The sequence below is a fragment of the Subtercola boreus genome, assembly GCF_003399645.1.
GTDB lineage: Bacteria > Actinomycetota > Actinomycetes > Actinomycetales > Microbacteriaceae > Subtercola > Subtercola boreus_A.
Window position 1 is genome coordinate 1 of record NZ_NBXD01000035.1, and the last position, 19971, is coordinate 19971.

The window sequence follows — 19971 nt, forward strand, 5'->3', positions numbered from 1 at the left end:
ACCGGCAGCAGGCCAGCGGCCGACACGAGGTTCGGGTCATCAAATGATGCGACAGCAGCCCTAGCGGCGTGAGAAACTTGCACCTGCGAGATGCCTTCCTTCTCGGGTCAATAGGTCCTTCAACAAGCTCTATTTTTCCCGATCAGAAAGGCATTCTCCGTTTAACGCGCCGACCCCACCTCAACGTCCATCGGTGGATCCAGGCTAAACGGGTCCACTCCCGTACCCGTCACGACTGCTCTCCTTCTGCCGATACCGTTGCCGAAGTCAGAACGGGTTCGCCCGTTCTGACAGGCTCAGACCGGGCAGGGGCCGGGGTGCCGTTCTGCTGGTCTTTGATGGAGGCGTTGATCTTCTCGACCAATGGTTTCGGGCCGTCAAACCACGGCACGGTGCGGAGCATCGCAGCGCGAGCGCCGGATGACATCATGATCGCCCGCCCCGTCCGCCGACCCTTCTTGGGCGTCGGCAATGTTGCGAGTTCGGCTATGTCGAGAATCTTCTCTCGCTTCAACGCCGAAGTCGTTGATCGGACACCTTTGTTCATGGACGCGGAGGTCGTTTCCCGGTCGTAGGACCCGATCAGGTCAGACACCATCCCCAGAAACTCGGGCTCAGCGATACCGCCGGCATACAGTTTGATGTTCGCCGCGGACCACAGTTTCAACATGCCCTCTTTCCCGAACACCCCGACGCCCTGTGACCAGGACTGGAACACACTCATAATCGGGATACCGCGGGAGCCGTAGTGGGAGTACAGGTCGGGGAGGTCACGCCACCGGCACACGTTCGCCGCCTCATCCAGTACCCCCAGCATCGGGGTTTGCAGGCGTCCACCGGGTGAGAGTGCGGCGAGTTCTTCGGCCGCTTCCACCGTCGCAGCCGTCAACGCCAACACCAACGGCCCGGCACTGCCCGCGCCCTCCTTCGACAGGCTGTACAGCGTCCCGGTGGACCGGACGAACCGGGCCGGGTCGAACTGAGGCCGCTTATCGGCCGGGCCGGTGGTGTTGACCCAGGGCAGGGTTGTGGAGTCTTTCAGGCATGACGCCATACGGCGGGCGGTGGAGTACACCGACCCCCGCTCCCGGTGCTCCAACCGGGTAGCACCCTGCACGCTCTTCGCCATCAGCGCGTATTCGCTGGCCATGAGAATGTCGCCCGCGGTCTCGTCGCCCGGTTTTGTTGTCCACTCGTACACGTCAGTGATCGGCCGGTTGTCAATCGCGGCCGCGAGGAGGAACCCGGCGAGCAGTTCCCGGCCGGAGGGCTCGAAATGCGAATCCGCCCGCGCCCCAACCTCGGATGACCCGGACGCGAAGTGCTGCGCCAACTTCGCCGCCTTCGTGTCGTCCGTCACATACGACAACGGGTTCCACCACCACGACGCCGGCTCCACCGCGACTTGTTGCGGGTCGAACACCCACACCCGCCCGCCCGCGTCTTTACGGATACCGCGGGTTGCGTCGAGTACGTCACGTTTGTTCGAGGTCGTGACGACCGCACCTGGTGCGTTGATGATCGCAGGGATCACGAACGAGGTGGACTTACCCACCCGGGGGCCGGCGAGCAGCAACGACATGTCCTCGAACGAGCAGAACAGTTTTTGCCCACCCGCCAGCAACGCACCCACCGGGATACCAAACGAATCCGTCACGCCCAGACGTTCCGCTTTCTGTTTCGCTTCCTTCCCGCGCATCTGTGACAGCTCCTGCGAGGTGGCCATGTGCCGGGCCGCCCAGTCCACCTGCGTCCGATGCTTCTTCCCCGCCGTCTTCGACATCAGAACCAGAACCGTGAAGAACGCCAACACGACACCGATCCCTGACCCGATCAGGGTCGCTGTCGCCGGCCACACAAGATTGCCTCTGAATACGTCGAGGACGACGGAGAAGAACTCCGACGGGTCCGTGCTCATCCCCGCGTTGACCCCATCAACCTGCGATCCGACCCGGACCGCCCCGTAGATGCTCAACGCAACGATGAGGACCCCGCCGGCGAGCCAGGCGACCCCCATTCCATTGCCCGCCTTGCCAGGCTCTTTTCGCCTGTTATTCATCGTGCCCATGAGCTTGTCCTTTCCGTTGTCATATCGAATCCGTTTGTCCGAGAAGTCCCGTGCCCGGTCACGGCAAAATCTCCACATTCACGGGGTCGGCTGCACGGCCGGCGCGGGAGGTGGTGTGCCAGAGCTTGTTCGTGTCGTTGACCTCCATCTCCGCGGAGGTCAGCTCCACCCGGATCGGGATACCGGGCCGCCCACCGACTTTGATCAGGAACCGGCCACGCCCCGGGGGCTCTGACTCGTGCCCGGATACGGGGTCCCAGGCGGGCGGGTCCTGCCACGAGGTCAGCATCGACTGCTCCGACACCGACAACGGCACCGCCGACGTCAGGAGCGGCATCTCCGCGCCCGGCAGGCCGCCGCAGACGACCATCCCGGACCGCTCCACGAACCCCTTGGCCTTCATCTGATCCTCCGACGACGCCAACGACAAAAGGTCCGACATGGTGTGCGAAATCATCGCCAACCCCACACCCCGGGCCCGGTTCAGGCGGGTGAGAGCGTCAACCCGATCCACCATCCCCCGGCCCGCCCGAAGTGCCCGCCACAACTCGTCCAAGATCACGAAGTAGTGCCGGCGCGGCTCCAGCTCCGCGTCCGCCAGCGCGGCTGCGACGTTCACCGTCCCGAACCCGGCGGACCAGCACGCCAACAGGATTGCGGCTTGCAGGTCGCCTTCGGAGTCATCGATCGAGGACACGTCGTAGACCACGGGCCGGTCCCGCCGCATCGGTGTGGTGGTCTGCTGGGAGAACACTTCCCCGAGCCGCCCGCCGGTGGTGAGGCCGATGAGGGATGCTTCGAGGTTTTCGGTGATCGCTTTGTACCGGGTGAGGTCGCCGCGGTCGAGGGCGACCTGCCGAATCTCGTCCGGGGCCTCCTGGATGACCCGGAGCAGGTCAACGAGTACCGGGATACCGTCGTGGCTCTCGTCCAGGTATTTCAGGGCCCGGTCGATGATCGTTTCCTCCCGGTCCGTCGGCGGCTCCGACCGGAGGATCGTCAACAGGGCCGCGATCATCGTGTGCCTACGGCCGTGCGCGTCGGCCAAGACCTGGTTCGCGAGGCGTTCCAGCTTCACCGCCCGGATGTTGTGCGCGGTCGCCTCATCAAGCAGCCGGGCAATCGCGTCAGGGTCCGTCTCGTTTGTGGCCCCTTGAACGGACTCGTCGGCAAGCCGCCTCGAGTCGGCCGCCTCACCGCTGAGCCGTGCAGCTGCTTCGTGCGCCTCCCCCGGGTCGAGAATGTTCAAATACCCGCGCCCACGGCCAAGAGTGATGACCTGCCCGTCAAGTGCCTGGATCAGGTCCACGTAGTCAGGCTTCAAATCCCCCAGCACGAGCGGGAGCGTCCCGTACCCGGCAAGGCCCGCGGCCATACGGCGGGTCAGTGACGACTTACCCAGGCCCGGTTTCCCGAGAACAAACATGGAAGGGTTGGAAATCAGGTTCGCCCGTTGGAACCACGAGATCGGGTCGCAGCACACCGACGCCCCCGTGGCGAGGTTCTTCCCCAGCGGCACACCAATCATCGGCGTACCGGTGCCGACGGAGAACGGGTAGAGTCCGCAGACCTGGACGGTGGTGGCGCGGAACTCATCGGCTGGCTGGATACTGACAGCCTGCCCACCGCCACGCCCCAACCACCCAGTAGCGGTCGGGCGAAGCGGCCGTTTCGGTGCCGCCTCACGGACCGTCTTCCGCTTCCCGCCCTCGTGCGGGATCGGCCGCGCCTTCCTCGCCCGCTTCGGTGCTTTCTCTCGCACGAGCGGCGAGACAGCCGGAGAGGGAACGACGGCCTTTCTTCCCGCACCCTTCCGCGCCGCCACACCCTTCTTTGGCGTGACTGGGTTCTCTCTCGCCCGCTCCCCGCGCCGGGTGGGGGCAGCGACCGCGCCGGTCGGCAGGTCGGCCAGCAGTTCCCGTGCCTCGCCTGTGCGCGCGCCGTCGGGTAGTTCTTCCGGGGTGTTGTCGTCGTCGCGGTCGTGTCGGTGGAACAGTTTCGAGGTGGTGCTCATGAGATACCTCCGTGAATGGTTGGGCGGGTGGAGCGGGGTTTAACGCCTTCCGGCACCGGGCTATGAAGCGCCGGTGCCGGAAGTAGAAGTGCGCCGGTCACAGCGCCTCCCGAATCTCGTTCGGGATACGCAAATGCCGCGGCAGGATCAGGCCCAACGGCAGTGCGGCCGCGAACGCGGAATCCTGCGACCCGAACGCAGGCCGCATCCGCAACCGTGCCGCCGCGGTCAACGAATCAATCGCCGCCCTCGCGTCCGCCTCGCGGGTGCGGTCGGTGGTCGTCGCGGTCACGATGAGGCCAAAGTTCATCAGCCCCGCCCCTGAGGCTTCTTCTGACGCGGTTGCCTGCGCCGAGCGGGTCGAGAGCGTGGAGCGTGCGGTCGGTTTCGTGGACGCACTGCTGTTGAACTGCGCCGCGTTCAAATCCGCCTCCACCAGCGCGGCCGCGCGCGCCGGGTCAATCGGCCGGTAGAGCAACGTGACCCGCTTACGCGCAATGTCCCGGTGTGGGGCCAGCAGGCGGGCGAGAATGCCCGACTGGACGACTCCGCGGGGCGGGCTGGTCATCGTCCACGACGTGGACACTGCCCCGTCATGCCGGTACGAGTCCCAATGTGATTCCGCAGCCGCGGGTCCCACATCCGTCCATGACAGGTCCGCCGTGTCGCCCGCGACCTTTGCCTGGTCGATCAGGAGGGCAGCGTCAGGGTCGTACGCGACCCTGACAACCTCGCACAGCTCTTGCGCACCAAGAGGCCGCGCAGCGCCTGCACCAGTCGCGGCAAGCCCCGACGTGAGGCCGGGGATGCGGGAGCCGAGGTCCGCCGCGACTTCGGCTGCACTTCGTTTCTTCCCGCCAATCCGGGACGTCGCTGAGAACGTCAACGCAATGTAGGCGCGGATCGTGGCCGACCCGACGGGGTAGGACTGCATCACTTCGGTCAGCATGGCCTTCGCGAACTCGGGGGCGTCAGGGTCCATCGACCCTTCCACCTCCCCGCGCAGACGAGTACCCGTATCGGGGGCTGTCTCAATCGTGACCGATGCTGCTTCGATGCCGGGTTCATCACCCAAATTGGACAGCCAGATGCCGTATTCCGCGACCTGGTTGTTGACCTGTTCTTGGTCCACCAACGCCGCACCGTCGGGTTCGGTCGCCAACACGATGGTGAAGTGCCGGGTCGCGGGGGTGCTGATCAGCGCGAACCTGTGGCCGTGTGAGTCCTCCCATTCGGTGAGCTGGGATGCCGCGGCAAGACCCGGCAGTTGGAACGTGCCCCACTTCGCCCGCCCGGTCGGCCCCGACCGGTAGATGTTCGCTCCTTTGCTTTTTGTTCGTAGCCAGTTCACGCGTACCACTGTCCTTCCGAGGGCCGATTGGCCGTGTTTGTCTTTCACTGAAACGGTCAAAAGCACGCCACCGAAAATGCCGGCGACGATCAGAGCGGGCAGGAGCCCGGCGAACATCGACGCGACAATGGCGGAGACGATCCCAACGAACATCACGATCGTCGCGAGCTGGCCCAACCCGCCAAGGCCCGCGGTTTGCGGTTTGCGCCAGTTCCCGTACGTCCGTGGTGCAGTGGCAGGGGGTGTCGCTGTTGTCGTCATGGTCTATTCCCCGTTCTCATTGCTACCGGTCGCGTCTGCGACCTGGGACTGCACTGCACCCGCGGCCTGCTTCGCACCGCCCGCGACCTTCCCAGCCGCCGCGACACCGATACCCACCGGCCCCGCCGCCGCAGCCGCACCGCCCGCAGCCGCGCCGCCGGCTGCTGCGCCACCGCCTGCCGCAGCGCCGCTAGATGCCGCACCGGTCGCCGCGCTCCCGCTACCAACCGCGGCAGGCCCGGAACCGGACGCCGCGGACATGGCACCCTTCGACCCCGCCGCCGTCGCACCACTACCCGATGGGCCACCACCAGCACCACCGCCAGAGCTGCCGCCGCCACCGGAGCCACCGCCGCCGTTACTGGCACGGATAGCGCCAGACGCCACCTCCCCGGCACCCGCAATAGCCGCAGCGCCCAGGAGCATCCCCGAACCGCCGCCGCCACCGACAGATGACACCGCGGGAACGAGAAACTTCATCAGCGCAGGCAGAGCGACCAGGGCGATCAGCATCAGGGCAAGACCGGTGACGACCTGGAACAGGCCGGTGCCGTCAGCTTTAAAGACGTCTACCCCTGTCATCCGGAACGCGGTTGCGTACACAATCGCTGCAGCGGGTTTGTAGAGCAGGAACGCGAGCGTCCACGCGAACACCTTTTTGAACCACTGCTTACCGGTTTCGGTGTTAGTGAACGACGCCGCCAACGGGAAAATCCCCGCCAAAAGAACGAGCATCGCCCCGCGGAACACCATCAAAGCGATCTGCACATACGTCATCAGAATCGCGAGCAGACCCAGCAGGAACAGCCCGATCAAACCAATCGGGGACGTGGAGGTGAGGGCGAGCATGGTTGCCATTGCTGTCCCGAAGCAATTCGATTCCCCGGTAGCTGCCACGTCGCAGTTGGTGGCGCTGTTCAGGATCGAGATAGAGAACTCATCCCCCGCAACTGACGCCAACCGGATTACCACCAGCCCGGCACCAGCGACCGCGATCAGGGTCAGGATCGACCCCATCAGCTCCTTCAACGGCACCGCCCGTTGCGTCCACGCCATACGTGCCGCCGCTATCAGGATCGAGAAAATCGCAAGCCCCGCGGTGTACCACTGCAAATGCTGCTGCACCCACCCGACCACGGACGAGGCGTTACTGCCCCGCATCGCCTGAGGTAGGAACCCGGCGACCAGCGCGGACGCGGACGACAACAGAATCACCGCTATCAGGATCACCCCGATACGGCCCAAGTGAGCTTCGCCGTCGCCGTGCCGACGGCGGCTGATCATCATCGCCCCCGCAGCGATCAGGGACACGACCGCGATCCCCGCACCCACCCACGTCACATACGACAGGATCATCTCGAACGCACCCGACCCTGCCGGGATACCGCCACCGTCGGAGCTGCCGCCACGGTCAACAACCACGACCGGGGACGGTACCCGCGCCCACGCCGTACCCAGACTCCCAATGGCGGTTCCGAAGCCTTCGAAGATGTTGTTCACGAACTGCTGCAAAGCATCATCTGTCGCTTTAGACACGATCGCGTCACCGGCGGCTTTGGTCCAGCACGGCCAATCTATGACCGCGCACGGCGGCGCAGCGTTGTCAGCGAGGATCATTTCAGGCCCGCCCAAGGGGTGTACCCGCCAAGGCTCTGCAAAGCAGTAGGCCGAAACACTTGCTGGCCGTCGTCTGTGACGACGAGTTTCCAGTCACCACCTGACCACCGCATGGGCACAGGGAAGCTGAACAACTGATCTGTCCCCGTACTTGTTTCCAGAACCACATCGATTGTTGCGTCCGTGCCGTCGTAGGAGAGCACCTTGAACCCGGCGACCTGTGCACTTGTCCCTGTGCTGCCCTGAGTGGTCTTCATAGCCATAGCCGCGTCACGGCCTGGGCCCGGGACAAGCGATTGAGCCGTGACCAGCGGGGCCAGGCGAATGTCGGTTCCCATAGCCCAAAAGTTCGCAACCGCGAACACCGCCCCAGCCGCCGTGTGGGCGTAACAGGAGCGCACACCGTCCGCCCCCGTGATGCCCGGCCCGATCGTCGTACTGCCCGGCGCGGCCATGGTGCCCACAATCTCCCACTTCGTTTCCGGAGTCGCGGTGAGCGTGTTCGTGGTGTCGTAGCCCGGTAGCCCGCAAACACTCGCCGTGGCAGGGTCAGCCGTCGCCGTGACAACAGGTGTCGAGGTGGGCGCGACAGCAGTTGCGCCAGGGTCGCCATGTACGGAGGTGAAAGCCAAGGTAATCGCGGCCGCGGCGAGGCCGGCGATGAGGACACCGCCGAGGATGAAGCCGCGGCGGGTGAAAGGGTTACGCGGTTCCGCGTCGCTCATAAGGTGTGCTCCCTGTGCTTGATGAGAGGTAACGGGTGGTGGGTGTGTGGTGCGGGGCGGCGAACCGACTTGCGGCCCACCGCCCCGCTAGTGGGTGGGCGCTAGCTAGGCGCCCATGAGGAAGCCGACGATGGTGAACGCGGCGGAAATGATGATCACGCCCACCAGGAGCCGGCCAAGCCAACCGCCGATTTCGCCGCCTTCGCCGCGGCGTGCGGAGACGGTCATGGTGACGCCGAGGATGATGAGGCCGACGACCGCGACGCCGAGGCCGAGCCATTTGGCCCAGCCCATGATCGTGGTGAACGCCTCGAACCCGGGAGGCATGGTGCCGCTGCCGGGGTTGGGAACGTCCGCGAGGAACGCGGGTACCAAGTGGCCGGTCGCGGCCGCGGTGGTGATGATGTCGTTTGCTGCAAGCAGAAGTGACAAGGGTGACTCCGTTTCGTGTTTTTTTGGTGTCCACCGTCGCGGTCGCGGGATGGAGTTTGTGAGGCCCGATGGTTCGGGCGCAGGGTTACGGGTTGATGACGGTTCCGTCGGTGAAACCCACGTCGAAATGCAGGTGGTTGAGGGTGTCGGGGAACTGGATGATGTGCGTGTACGTCGCGGTGCGGCACTGCACCTGCCCGGCCCTCGACCCGGCAGGGACCAGCGGGTCAAGGATCGACAGCAGTTTCATCGAATCCGAGTCGCAGCCGGTGAGGCCGTGACCGTTCAGTGAGTAGAAGTCCACGGCGTGGCCGCCGCCGTTGATCCAGTGCGCGGACTCCGTACCCGCACCCTCGATCGAGCCCGTGCATTGCCGGTTCAGGTCCGACACCCCGACGTGATCGAAGTTGTTGATCGCGATGGTGACGACCTGCAAAATTCGTACGTCGATGCCGCAGATACTCGAGGCGGTCCCGTCGGCGACACCACGGATCTCTGCGGCGTACCGGTCCTCCGCGAGAACGAGCTTCCCCGACGCCATAGCCGCAACCAGGCCCGCCGCAAGAGCGCGAGCGTCGCCGGAAACAGCGCAGCCCCCTCCCCCAGAACCCGCCGCACCGGCACCGGTCAAGAAGGTCATGATCGCGACAGCATCAGCCCGGAACCTCGTGTAGTAGTTCGGGTCCGCGTTACCCTGCACCGCATTGATCGCCAAAGACGGGTCCAACGTCTCCCACCCCGCAACACCGGGCAGACGCTTGAAGAACAGGGTCGCCGCGGTCGTCGGGTCCATCCGCTCCGCGACACTCCCCCAGAACCCTTGCTGCTGGAACAGCCCAATGGAGTCAGCGACCGAACCGTCAGGGTTGATCGCGCCGTCGCCGTAGGTCAGGTTACGGAGGGTGGACTCACCAATGGCGGTCTGCACCCCCAGGGTCTGCGCCGCAGCGGGCAGGTTCAGGGTGACGGCGGCGTTCGCGATCAGCGCCGCGTTGACGAGCTGGTCACGCTTGTACGCACCAACCGAGGCGTCCGCCGCGATTCCGTCGACGTTGATCTGCGCACCCGTTCCGACCGTGCACGCCGACGCGGAAGCCCCACCAAAGAACAGGACAAACATGGACAGTGCGACCACGAGTACCGGAACCATGACCACGGCAAGAATCCCGATACCGCCACTTTTCCCAGCCACCGGTTACCCGCCCGTGTAGGGCGTGATCTGCTCGACCAGCCACGGGTCCGATACGTCCGAACGGTTCAGCAGTACCGAGTACTCCCCCGCATCCGTCGGCACGAACACCCGTGTCGTGTACGACCCGTCAGTGTCCCGAAGACGGGCATCGCCCATGACCGCAGTGCACGGCACGCGGCCCGGATTGACCGTCTCATAAGAGACCGCAGCGGTCTGAGACAGAAACGGGTACAGGGCGTTGATCCATGTCTGCTGGTCAAGAGCCGGTCGACAAAATGCCGCCACAGCCCCCACTGCAATCACCTTGGCCTCAGTGGTCACGTCGGAGAGTCCTGACGGATCTTCGGAGTCGTGCGGGATAGCAGCCGAGGCAGTAGGCGATGGACTGGCGGTATCGACAGGGTCGTGTATCGCTGCGGGAACCGTATTTGTCTGTGCCGAGCAACCAGAGATCACGAGGGACAGCGACAGACCAGCCGCGATTATCAGCACAGTCCGTATAGGCGCTTGTGATCTGCAGTTGCAAAATGGATGGACCAAAGACGACTTCTCCTGACCCGGCTCACACGTTGTGTGCCCATATGGTCAGCCGGCAAGTGACCATATGGGCATGTTGTCGAGTATAGACACCTGAATGGGCAAGAGGGGATAGTTAGACTTCGTTTTGTGGACGGGACTCAGTGAGCGACAACGCCGCGATCGGGGACGAAGTGAGAAGGTCGCTGTCTGCTGCGGGTTTCACGGTGAAGGCAGCTTCGGAGCGAGCGGGTTTGAGCTATCGCACTGTCTTGCGGTACATCAAGGGTGAACGGGACATGCCCCTTTCTGTGCTGTTAGCTCTGATGAACGCTTCGGGTGCCGATCTAGTCGATCTGGCTCGGCGACTGCAGCCACGCGTCATTCCAGAGCAGTCGTCTTTCCCTGGCACAAGCAGCTCTGAGCCCACTGGGTCATCGGGCTCAGACACCGAAGCTGCCGCCGCAGGGGAAGAGCGAGTGGTCTTCGAGAGTAAAATGCGCGGGCTTGGCATTCAAGGTGTTTCTGTTCATGCGGCCGGACCGCTAGAGCAAACCGAATTGAGTGGTGCTGCAGCTGTGATTGCCGAGATCGTCACTGAACTTCGAAAGCAACAAAAGTAGTCCCTCTTTTGGGGGACAACGGATGGTCGCCTAGAGTAGATCAGCCTCCACCCATTCACCACGAAACGGAGCTTTAGCGTGGTATTCAACCAGGCCGACCGCGGGCGCGGTCGATGGAGAATGCTCCGCCAGTCTGAGGACTTTTCTAACGGATCGATCGTTGAGGCCGCAGACCATTTTGTTGCCCGGCTCGGGCTTGCTCGTACCGCTAGTTGGGGTGAGCTGCACGAGGCGGTAGAGGGTGTCTACGGCAAACCCATCTATTTGGTGGCATCGAACAGCTCATCTCTTCGTGCGGTGACCGGACTTTGGATCGACACTGCCGAGTTCGGGGCCGTTGTTTGCCGAGAACGCGACGATCTGCACGTACAGAGCCAAAATGCCTGCCACGAGCTGGCGCACATACTCTTCGTTCACGCTCCAAAAACGTGGTTCACCGATCTACTACCCCGACCCCAGGACTCGTCGAACGGGGTGCCAGGCACAACGCAGTTCTGCCCGCCTACGGCGGGCGCAGAAACTCCCGAGTCGCGGATCGAAGAAGCGATAGAAGAGGTGGCATTTGCGATGACGCGCCGAATTCAATCCATCAACCGCACAGCGGAGGAAACCTACTTCGGATGATTCAACTTATTTGTCTTTTTGCAGTCGCCGTACTTGTCGTAGTCCGGGTTCCACACGCCTTCACTAGCGAAGCGGCGAGGCCAGCCTGGTGGGCCACCGCCAGCGGTGTGGTGGCGCTTACGACGTATGGGATCCCGGTGCCGTTCACCACCTACGATCTTTTTCTCGGAAGCAGCAACATCACCACGCTTGTTCGCGACCTGGCTGCTGTTTCAGCGTTCTGGTTCTTTCGGGAAGCTCTCGCACGACGAGCGGGCAGCGTAGGACGGTTCGGAAGCAGATGGGGGCTGGCTGTCATATCCGCTGTCTGCGTTGTTTCGTTCCTTCTCATCCAGAACAAAGGCACGACAGACGTCGCCTTCATCACGAACCGGCTTGATCAGACATTCGTCTGGATCTACGGCAGCGCCTACATGGCCAGCCTCATCTGGATCTCGCTCTCAGCAATCCTGCTGGCCGCCAAAAACTGGCGAGGCGTACAAATGACGTTCATCATTGGCTTCACATCCGTCATCATCGGTTGCGTTCTCGAGATCGGTTACCTCACCGCATCGCACTTCGGATACGGAGGCCAAAGCTTCCGATACTTAGCATGGAACACCTCGGAATTACCGTTTTTTCTCGGCCTGCTCATCATCATGGCGGGAGTCGCCTGGATCGCTATCGTCACCCCAAGCCGGCGACGAATACTTGTTTCCAAGCTCCACCACATCGCTCAGCAAAACGAGCTATCCCAGCACGGCCCCGAGAACCTCGGCGTAGTGCGACGTCTTTTTTCCGAGAAGAAGATGCTTGCGCGAGCATCCGAACTGGTCCGCCTACTGGACAAGGCTCAAAGGCACGGCAATTTCCATCCCTCATCTCGCGAGACGTACATTATTGGCCAGGTGAAACAGTTCTTAACTCCCGACCCAGAATTTAGTCCCATGGTTCTCGGCAAAGCCGCCTAAATGCTTGCCCGACGGCTCATTCTTCCGGCACTACTGTCTGCGACAACACTCGGCACGGTCAGCGCGGTAGCTCTCGTCGCTTGGCGCATAATCCACCCGGCGCGTAGCCGACTAACCCAAATCCTCGACGTTTTCAGCGACGGACGCATAGTCCTCGAATCCACACCAATGACCAGGCAGGACGGCAAACTTGGCCTGCTCTACGACGGCGAAGCACAGCACGCTGTGCTTGGACCCATCCTGAACAGCGACCTAGAAAAAAAAATTGAGCGTGCTTTTGTCTTAACGCCTGGATCGCCAGTCCCTGTAGCTGGGACATCAGCGAGACCCGTGGGGAACGTGTTTGCCACCGCCGAAGCCGTCAGTGCAGACGTCCGCGAAGTCATCATTGAAACCGCCTGCGGAGACGCACCAGCCTGGCTATTTCCAGGAACTGACGACGATGCCTCCACCTGGGCCATCCATATCCACGGCAGCCTTTCCGGACGTGAGGGAGCATTTCGCACCGTTAACAGCCTCAAAAGCGCTGGAGTTACCTCTCTCGTGCCGTCGATCCGAGGCGACGGCGACGGACCACCCGCACCGCGTGGGGCCTTCACGCTCGGCCAGACCGAGTGGCACGACATCGATAACGCCGTCGACTACGCGGTGAACCACGGCGCGCACAGAATTCTGCTCGTCGGCTGGTCGAGCGGAGCATCAATGGCCCTGCGCCTCGCTGCTAGTTCAAAGCACAGGGACATCATCGACGGGCTCATCCTGATCTCTCCCGTCATCAGCTGGCGCAACAGCATCATGCATAATTCGGCGCACTTTGGCGTACCTGGCGTCATTGCTATTGCAGCGGTGGACGCTTTGGCATTCAAGCCAACCAGCCGTCTCTTTGGTCTGTCTCAACCCCTGCAGTTTCCACAATTGGATTGGTTGCTGAATAAACCTGCACTTTTACCGATGTTAATTTTCCACTCAGAGGGTGACCGGACAGCGCCCTTCAGAGACTCAGATCGGTTTGCGACGATTGCCAGAAGATCGGTGGAGCTGATGCGACTGCCTTCTACGGGCCACGCGCTCGAATGGAATTTTGACTCAGCAGCATTCGAGCAAAAGGTAACCGAGTGGCTACCTGAGGTGCAACGCCAAAGAGGGGCCGACTTTAAACCGGAGTTCGACACGCGGGCGGGGCAATCAGATTCAGAATCTTAACCACGGTACTGTCGGCACCATGACAACACAGCGCTATCGGGGCGGGCGAATCAGTAAGGGCGAACGCCAGCAGCTCATCTCGAGAGTTGCGACCCCAATTGGTGAGGCAGTTCGCACGGGCGCCGAAGAGCGTGGCATGAGTACGAACGATTTCATAGCCGCAGTGTTAGCTCGCGAGGTAGGCATGTCAGACCTCGCGCCTTTGTCATCCATTCAGCCCAAGCCGCAGGAGTTGCCAATCTCGGACGTTGCATAAATAAAAGAGCCCGTCACAACGGTGACGGGCTCTTTCTAAGTTTCGTAGCTCAGACCTTGAATGCTTGCCGGCGAATAGGTCTAAGCCAATCAACACCACACCCGCTAGGGCGTTTTGTTGTACTCCCGCCATTTGACTGGAAGGAATGCACTCATAGTAACCGATAGCGCTGTTAGTGCGCCATCTTTCTTCGCGAAGCGTTCGGGCGTGTCCTCCGACAGGTGGACGGCCTGGGCTCTGACGCGCCAGATCAGTCCCCGTGAGCATGTCGGGACGATGAAACGCGACGCATACGGTCGTCTCGACGAGAACTCGTACCCGCGCACCCATCGTCTCGGCCCCATACAGCCGTCCGCCCCGTGGCTTGTGCGCTTAGCCGATGACGCCGGTACGTTTCACCTCCTCTGCTTCGACTTCGATGGCAAAGATGCCAACGGGGTCTCCCCCGACTTGATGGAACAAGCCGCCGATGACTGCGACGCCCTCGCCGGCACCCTCGGCCAGCTCGGTATCGCGCATGTTGTCTGCCAGTCGTCCGGCACTGGTGGCCGGCACCTCTGGGTGGCCCTCCGCGGATGCCCTGCCGGTACTGTGGCGGCGCTTGCTGGCGCTGCGCGAGCGAACTACTCAACCCTTGATCACGGGATGCTCTGCAACCCTCGCACAGGCGGGGCTCGGCCACCGCTGTCACCGCACCGAGACGGCAGCAGCTCCATAGTGCTCCGCGGGTCCCTCGATGCCCTCACAGAGCCGTCGACGTCGACGGACAACGTGATGGCGCTGACCGCACAACTGAACACCACACGGCCCGCCCCGCGGCCGGTCGAGTCCAAGCCCTCCGGCCCGCTCCGTGCCGGTTACAGCTCGCACCGGCCGCTGCACGCCACCGGGCAGGCGCATATGGCCACCGTGAACGGCGGCAGTAACCCCTCCTGGACGGGGTTCATGTGCCTGCTCGCGGCCGCGTCCGCAGGATGGTCACTCGCCGACGTCGCCCGCGAAGCGCGCACCGCTCCCGGGATGGAGCACTACCGCACCAAGAACACCATCCGTGGCCGGAAACCGCGAAACGCGGCTGAGGCCGCCGCCCGCCTCGAGCGGCAATGGGCCAAAGCGCAGCACTACGCCGCTTTACAGGCCCCGCTCCCCCGCCGTCAGGCGCCTGTTGACCTGTCGGAGCTGACCGTGATCGTCGACGCCACAGACGACCTCCTGACGCGTTTTCGTGTCTCCCCGGGCCGGTGGGGCCGCACCGAGAAGGGCATCAGCCAGCGCACGATCCTCGCATGCGTCGCGTACCTGTCCCTGCAGACCGGGAAACGCACCGTCGCCGCGTCAATCCGTGACCTGGCCCTCATGGCCGGGCTTGGCCGCACAACCGCTGCAGACGCCCTCACAGCACTTACAGAAGCCGGCTACCTCGAACGGGTCAGCCTCAGCGACGGCGGCAACGCTGCCGAATGGCGCCTAACCCTCGACTTTTCCACAGGCTACGGAACACTCCGGTCACAACCACTAAATAACCCCCGCCCCCCTACCGAACTATTCAACCTTCGGACCCTAATGCTGACCACGCTGGAACGCCAGCTCACTGAAGGCCGGCACGACTTGTTCACCAGGCCAGGGCTTGGCCACCTTGCCGGCCAGCTCTACGCGCTTCTCTCGGAGCATCCCGCGGTGACGGTCAAGACCGCAGCACGCTTGTTGGGTGTGACCGTGCGTCACACCGCCACGATTCTCTCCCGGCTTAGACACCACCGCCTCATCGTCAAACACACTGATGGGTGGGCCCGCGCGAGAAAAGATCTCCGCGATCGTGCGGCGAAGACGTCAGGTGTTGCTGGTTTCCTTGCTGACCGAGCTAACCGGTATCGAGCCGAACGCGAAGTGTGGGCGTGGTGGCAGGCTGAGGTTGACCAGATGAACGCCGCACCAAGGCAGCGCAGCAGACGCCCACACGTATCGAGCCGAACCCTGACGTTCATTGGAGAGGCAGCAGGTGAACGGCAATGGCCGCGTTACCCACGTAGCCGTGATCGTCGAGCCGATCATCAATCAGCCCGCCAGCTCGTCGACGATGGAGCCTTGAAACCTGACGCCGTTTGGAAATACCTCGGAAACGCCGCTTAGTTGATCGGTGGGTTGCAGTGATTGGGTTGTTTGTTGTTGCTGACGTTGAGTTGGTGCCCAAGTAACTGGACACGCAATGGGCGAGGGGTGGGAAAGGGGCCTTTTCTGTTCGACGAGCCCCCTCCCCCGGAGATATGTTTGACCATTGTCTAGCCGCTAGTAATTGATAGCAACTGCTAGTATTAGCTAGCAGGTACTAGCGAATGCAATTACTAGCATCTGAATGCAACTGCTAGCAGCTACTAATAACAGCTAGCACTTACTATCCCATGCTAGCAATGGCTAGCACCTTTCACCGCCGGATGCTTGCACTAAGAAAGGCAGGAGTCATGATCACTCTTTTCGGAGGAACAAAAGGCGGCGCTGGAAAGACCACCGCCGCGATCAACGTCGCTACGGTGCTTGCTCATGAAGGCGCAAGTGTGATCATTGCCGACGTCGACAAGCAGCGCAGCGCCGCCAAGTGGCACGCGCGACGTGTGGACGCCGGCCACGTGCCCGCCATGACTCTTGTCGAGAAGCAGGGCAACGTGTACGCGACCCTAATTGACCTCGATAAGCACTATGACCACGTGATTGTCGACGCGGCGGGAGACGACAATCAGGAGATGCGAACCGCCATGACCGCTGCTGATTTGATGATCGTCGTTCTTCGGCCGAGCCAACTCGATGTCGAGACTTTGGAGGAGTTCACCGACGTCATCGACACCGCAAAAGATTTCAACCCCGAGCTGTCGGTGAGAAGCCTCATAAGCCAGGCCCCCACAAATCACAATGAAACAGAAACGGTCGACGTCGAAGAATTTATCGTCGAGTTTCCTCAAATCAAACCATTGGTGACGGTCGTGTATGCCCGGAAGGCATTCCGGGATTCGCTCGCAGATGGCAGGGGAGTGATCGAGGTAATGGGAGCCCCCGGCAAGAAAGCACGAAACGAGATTCAGGAGCTGGTAGCTGAGGTGTACGCATAATGGCAATCGCAAGGAATAGAAAGAGCCCGAAGGATTCGGCAGCGATCGCGGCATTCGGCGCAGCAGCAGAAGCGCGCCCCGAGCAGCCGCCTACACTGACACCTGCGCCCGCACGCGCTGATAAGGTCACACGCCCGCCCAAGCCGGTGCAGAAAGTCGACGGCGGGCCCGCAGCCAGCGTAATTCGTTGGAAGGGCCACGAGGAGCTCCGCGACCGCATCAAGACTTATGCCAAGTCTGAGCGATACACCGATCAAGATTTGATTATTCAGGCGTTGCAGCTCGGAATCAATCAGATCGAGAATCGCTAGCACGTCATAGCTCATACTAGCGTTTGATAGCGTTTGATAGCGTCTGATAACAATAGCTATCTGCGTTACACGAAGGCCCTTCGCGGGGGAGTAGCTGATCTTCATAGACCGCTCTCCTAGTCATTTGCGCTATCGGCATTTGTGCGGTCTAGCCGCCGACTTCGAGTTAATCTCCGGATTCCGATAGTGGCGAAGAAGACGGGCACCGAGACGTTCAACAGAGTGAACCACAAGGGGACTTCTACCGCACTCGATCGTGCAGCTAATCAGAGGCTGTGAATTGCGTCCCGAGGGTCTTGAGCACTTTGTGGGACTGCGATGGAGACTTCCCTGCTTTCAAGGGGTGCCCGGATGACTCAGCTTCGCGTTGCATGCTGGCAAGGAGCTCACCATAAAAGGCGCGGGTAGGGTCGCGCAGAATCACCCCGATCGTGTGCGTTTTTGCCTGAACGAGGCTCACCGCGATTGCGTTTGCGATACATTCCGTCCGCTGATAGTGATGAGTACCGGGCCGGGTACTTATCCGGCCGCGCTGCCCGTAGGGCGAGGTAGACGCCCTCGAAGACCTGGCCGACCGGCTCTACCGGGCGGCATACGACGACGAACGCCGCATCCGCAGCGACCACGTTACCCGGGCGAAACTGGAACAGCGCCGCCAGATCACCGAACCACCCGCCGAAGTCACAGCAGCAGCAGCCCCTCGCCTCATGGGGAATCGCACCCATCACAGATCCCGACACCAGCACCGGGAGAGTGGACGCGGGCTCCGCAGCACCCGGCCATGTTGGGCGACTGTCCCGCACAAACAGAAAACGCATCATGGGCGACAGCAGAACCATCACCGAACGACTCGCCACCGACCCCGAAGCGTTACGGACGGGTCGTGCATGCCGACCACATTGGTATCGACCTCACCCACCACACCGTCCAGGTACGCCGCGAAACGACCCGCCGTAGCGAACGGAGGGGGAAGAAGACAAGTAGCCCTTTAGCCGAGCTTGCGGATGTAGAGGCTGACGTGACCGGCTGGCATTTCTGCGTTGAAGCTTTTCTACTGCGGCCGCGCCAATCGGGGCGTTGATCTTGACAACCGTCCCCGTTTTCATCTAGGAGCAGAATTCCATGGAATAACCCGATTGCTGTTGTCACCGACAACAGGCGTACCGATCGCTCCTAAGAATTCATCTTTTGACAGATAAGGGAGCATTTTCTTGCACTATTCACAGGTTATGCCCTAACTTTCAGAAGAGGGCCCGGGGTGGGGCTATGTAGGCTTCGGCCGGTTTGGGTGGCGTCGTTGCTGTCGTATCGTTCTACTTTTTCTGCTGTCCTCGCTACTGTCGCCACGGTTAGTCTCGTGTTCGGGATGGCAAGTCCTGTTCAGGCTGCTGATAATCCGGCTCCTGCTCCGCAGGTTTCGACTGATGCGCCCCTGGAGGAGTCTGAGGCTCCGGTATTGCCGGATGCAGTGATGCCGACGGTTGCGGTATCGGATCTGCCGGCTGATGTGGTCCCACCAAGCGATGCAACTACTCCGACCGAGCTGCCGGAGGGTTTAAGTGTGGATTTGCAGGACTTCGATCCTGACGGCAAGCCGGTCATCGCCCAGGACGAGTTCAGCCAGACGTACGCCGGCCCTGACGGGTCGAAGATCGCTGCTGTGTCGGCCACACCGATTAATGTCCAGGATGATGCTGGTTCGTGGGTGCCGATCCAAACCGAGCTGGAGACAACAGGTTCGGCGTCGTGGCTGGGGCAGGGTGGCGCGAAAGTCGACGATCACCCGTTGCACCCGGAGTTCTCGCAGTACGCCAGCGACACAAATGTGTTGAGGATGACAAAGGGCGACGACGCAATTGGGTTCACTCTTCGAGGGGCGGCGGCATCGGTTCTCGAACGGGACTTGTCGCCGTGGTCTGAGACGAAGAATCATCTGGAGTACAAGAACGTCTTCGACAACACCGACCTTGTGTACGACATCGAGACGGGCGGCGTGAACGAGGTGCTCCGGCTTGACCTGCGACCGGATGCCCCGCAGACGTGGACGTGGCAGGTCGAAGCACCCGGCCTGACCGCAGTTCAGGACGCTGATGGCGGGATCACGTTCACGAACGGCGCAGGCGAGATTGCGTTCTCGATCCCGACACCGACGATGTGGGATTCGTCTAAATCCGACGACCCCGCCCTGTCAGCGTCAGGCCCAGTGCGGCTAACGCTGCTGAAGGAGGATGGCCGCTACCTGGTCGCGGTGCACCCGGATAAGGCGTGGCTGGATAACCCGGCTCGTGTCTACCCAGTCTTGGTGGACCCGCCAACCGGATCTAGCGACAACGACGCCGAAACCTCTTACCGCAGTTCCGACGGAACGAACGTGAACTCGACGCTCACGAATCAGGGTGTGTATGCGGGGAACTCGAACGGTAACGGGGTGTGGCGCACGATTGTGCATTACAACTATGAACAGTTCTTTGGCAAACAGATCCTAGGCGCGCAAATCATTACAACGGACATGCCGAACGTGTTCAGCTCAGACCCGCACACCGTCAACGTGAACGACATCACTTGCACAGGGTTTCCGTGCGCTGGTTCGCCGCTTGGATTGTCTCGCCCCGGGTTTAATGGAGGGTATTGATTCCCTGGAAGGGTAAGAATCGTGCCTGTTATGAAGAAGTATCCGCCGGAGTTGAAAGCGCGGGCTGTGCGCCTGGTCGTGGACGCACGGACTGG

17 protein-coding genes are annotated in these 19971 nt (G+C 62.1%); 8 read left to right on the top strand and 9 right to left on the bottom strand.

From position 1 onward, the window contains the following. Positions 1 to 229: 229 nt before the first annotated feature. From B7R24_RS16475 to B7R24_RS16515, 8 genes are all read right to left on the bottom strand, one after another. Entirely contained in the window at positions 230 to 2068 is a 1839-nt protein-coding gene (locus B7R24_RS16475; RefSeq protein ID WP_172582884.1) for a type IV secretory system conjugative DNA transfer family protein, read from the bottom strand. Between the two features lie 58 nt (positions 2069 to 2126). After that, entirely contained in the window at positions 2127 to 4082 is a 1956-nt protein-coding gene (locus tag B7R24_RS18210) for an ATP/GTP-binding protein (protein WP_367302631.1), read from the bottom strand. Positions 4083 to 4179: 97 nt separating this feature from the next. After that, on the bottom strand, positions 4180 to 5694 hold the full coding sequence (locus B7R24_RS16490) for an SCO6880 family protein (protein WP_172582885.1): 1515 nt from the start codon (positions 5692 to 5694) through the stop codon (positions 4180 to 4182). A 3-nt stretch (positions 5695 to 5697) separates the two neighbouring features. After that, complete coding sequence (locus B7R24_RS16495; protein ID WP_147304083.1) at positions 5698 to 7005, bottom strand: hypothetical protein; 1308 nt, start codon at positions 7003 to 7005, stop codon at positions 5698 to 5700. A 302-nt stretch (positions 7006 to 7307) separates the two neighbouring features. After that, a complete protein-coding gene (locus tag B7R24_RS16500; RefSeq protein ID WP_116420099.1) occupies positions 7308 to 8036 on the bottom strand; it encodes a hypothetical protein in 729 nt (242 codons plus the stop codon). 105 nt (positions 8037 to 8141) lie between these two features. After that, positions 8142 to 8468: a hypothetical protein gene (locus tag B7R24_RS16505; protein WP_216363758.1), complete on the bottom strand. Its 327-nt coding sequence runs from the start codon at positions 8466 to 8468 to the stop codon at positions 8142 to 8144. Between the two features lie 85 nt (positions 8469 to 8553). Continuing rightward, positions 8554 to 9660, bottom strand: coding sequence for a hypothetical protein (locus tag B7R24_RS16510; protein WP_147304084.1), 1107 nt, complete (start codon positions 9658 to 9660; stop codon positions 8554 to 8556). Positions 9661 to 9663: 3 nt separating this feature from the next. After that, positions 9664 to 9981 (bottom strand): hypothetical protein, encoded by a 318-nt coding sequence (locus B7R24_RS16515; protein WP_116420101.1) that lies wholly within the window; start codon positions 9979 to 9981, stop codon positions 9664 to 9666. 359 nt (positions 9982 to 10340) lie between these two features. Here B7R24_RS16515 and B7R24_RS17400 point away from each other — a divergent pair, with 359 nt between their 5' ends. The 4 genes from B7R24_RS17400 to B7R24_RS16525 all read left to right on the top strand — a co-directional run bounded on the left by B7R24_RS17400 (position 10341) and on the right by B7R24_RS16525 (position 13576). Continuing rightward, entirely contained in the window at positions 10341 to 10799 is a 459-nt protein-coding gene (locus B7R24_RS17400) for a helix-turn-helix domain-containing protein (protein WP_147304085.1), read from the top strand. 78 nt (positions 10800 to 10877) lie between these two features. Beyond that, positions 10878 to 11423 (top strand): hypothetical protein, encoded by a 546-nt coding sequence (locus B7R24_RS17405; RefSeq protein WP_147304086.1) that lies wholly within the window; start codon positions 10878 to 10880, stop codon positions 11421 to 11423. A 137-nt stretch (positions 11424 to 11560) separates the two neighbouring features. Continuing rightward, complete coding sequence (locus B7R24_RS16520; protein ID WP_147304087.1) at positions 11561 to 12373, top strand: hypothetical protein; 813 nt, start codon at positions 11561 to 11563, stop codon at positions 12371 to 12373. Between the two features lie 168 nt (positions 12374 to 12541). Then, positions 12542 to 13576, top strand: a complete 1035-nt coding sequence (locus B7R24_RS16525) for an alpha/beta hydrolase family protein (protein ID WP_172582886.1) — start codon at positions 12542 to 12544, stop codon at positions 13574 to 13576. 628 nt (positions 13577 to 14204) lie between these two features. Here the strand turns inward: B7R24_RS16525 and B7R24_RS18215 are convergent. Then, entirely contained in the window at positions 14205 to 14387 is a 183-nt protein-coding gene (locus B7R24_RS18215; RefSeq protein ID WP_253259525.1) for a hypothetical protein, read from the bottom strand. A 219-nt stretch (positions 14388 to 14606) separates the two neighbouring features. On the opposite strand from B7R24_RS18215, the gene B7R24_RS16530 reads away from it, so the two are divergent. The 4 genes from B7R24_RS16530 (at position 14607) to B7R24_RS16540 (ending at position 19876) form a co-directional block, all read left to right on the top strand. Then, on the top strand, positions 14607 to 15962 hold the full coding sequence (locus tag B7R24_RS16530; RefSeq protein ID WP_253259526.1) for a hypothetical protein: 1356 nt from the start codon (positions 14607 to 14609) through the stop codon (positions 15960 to 15962). A 329-nt stretch (positions 15963 to 16291) separates the two neighbouring features. Next, positions 16292 to 16933: an AAA family ATPase gene (locus B7R24_RS16535; RefSeq protein WP_116420105.1), complete on the top strand. Its 642-nt coding sequence runs from the start codon at positions 16292 to 16294 to the stop codon at positions 16931 to 16933. Beyond that, positions 16933 to 17244 carry a hypothetical protein gene (locus tag B7R24_RS17410; protein WP_147304088.1) on the top strand — a complete coding sequence of 104 codons (312 nt, stop codon included), beginning with the start codon at positions 16933 to 16935 and terminating at the stop codon, positions 17242 to 17244. Before B7R24_RS16535 ends, B7R24_RS17410 begins: the two co-directional genes overlap by 1 nt. 1288 nt (positions 17245 to 18532) lie before the next feature. After that, positions 18533 to 19876, top strand: a complete 1344-nt coding sequence (locus B7R24_RS16540) for a hypothetical protein (RefSeq protein ID WP_147304089.1) — start codon at positions 18533 to 18535, stop codon at positions 19874 to 19876. Positions 19877 to 19971: the final 95 nt, after the last annotated feature.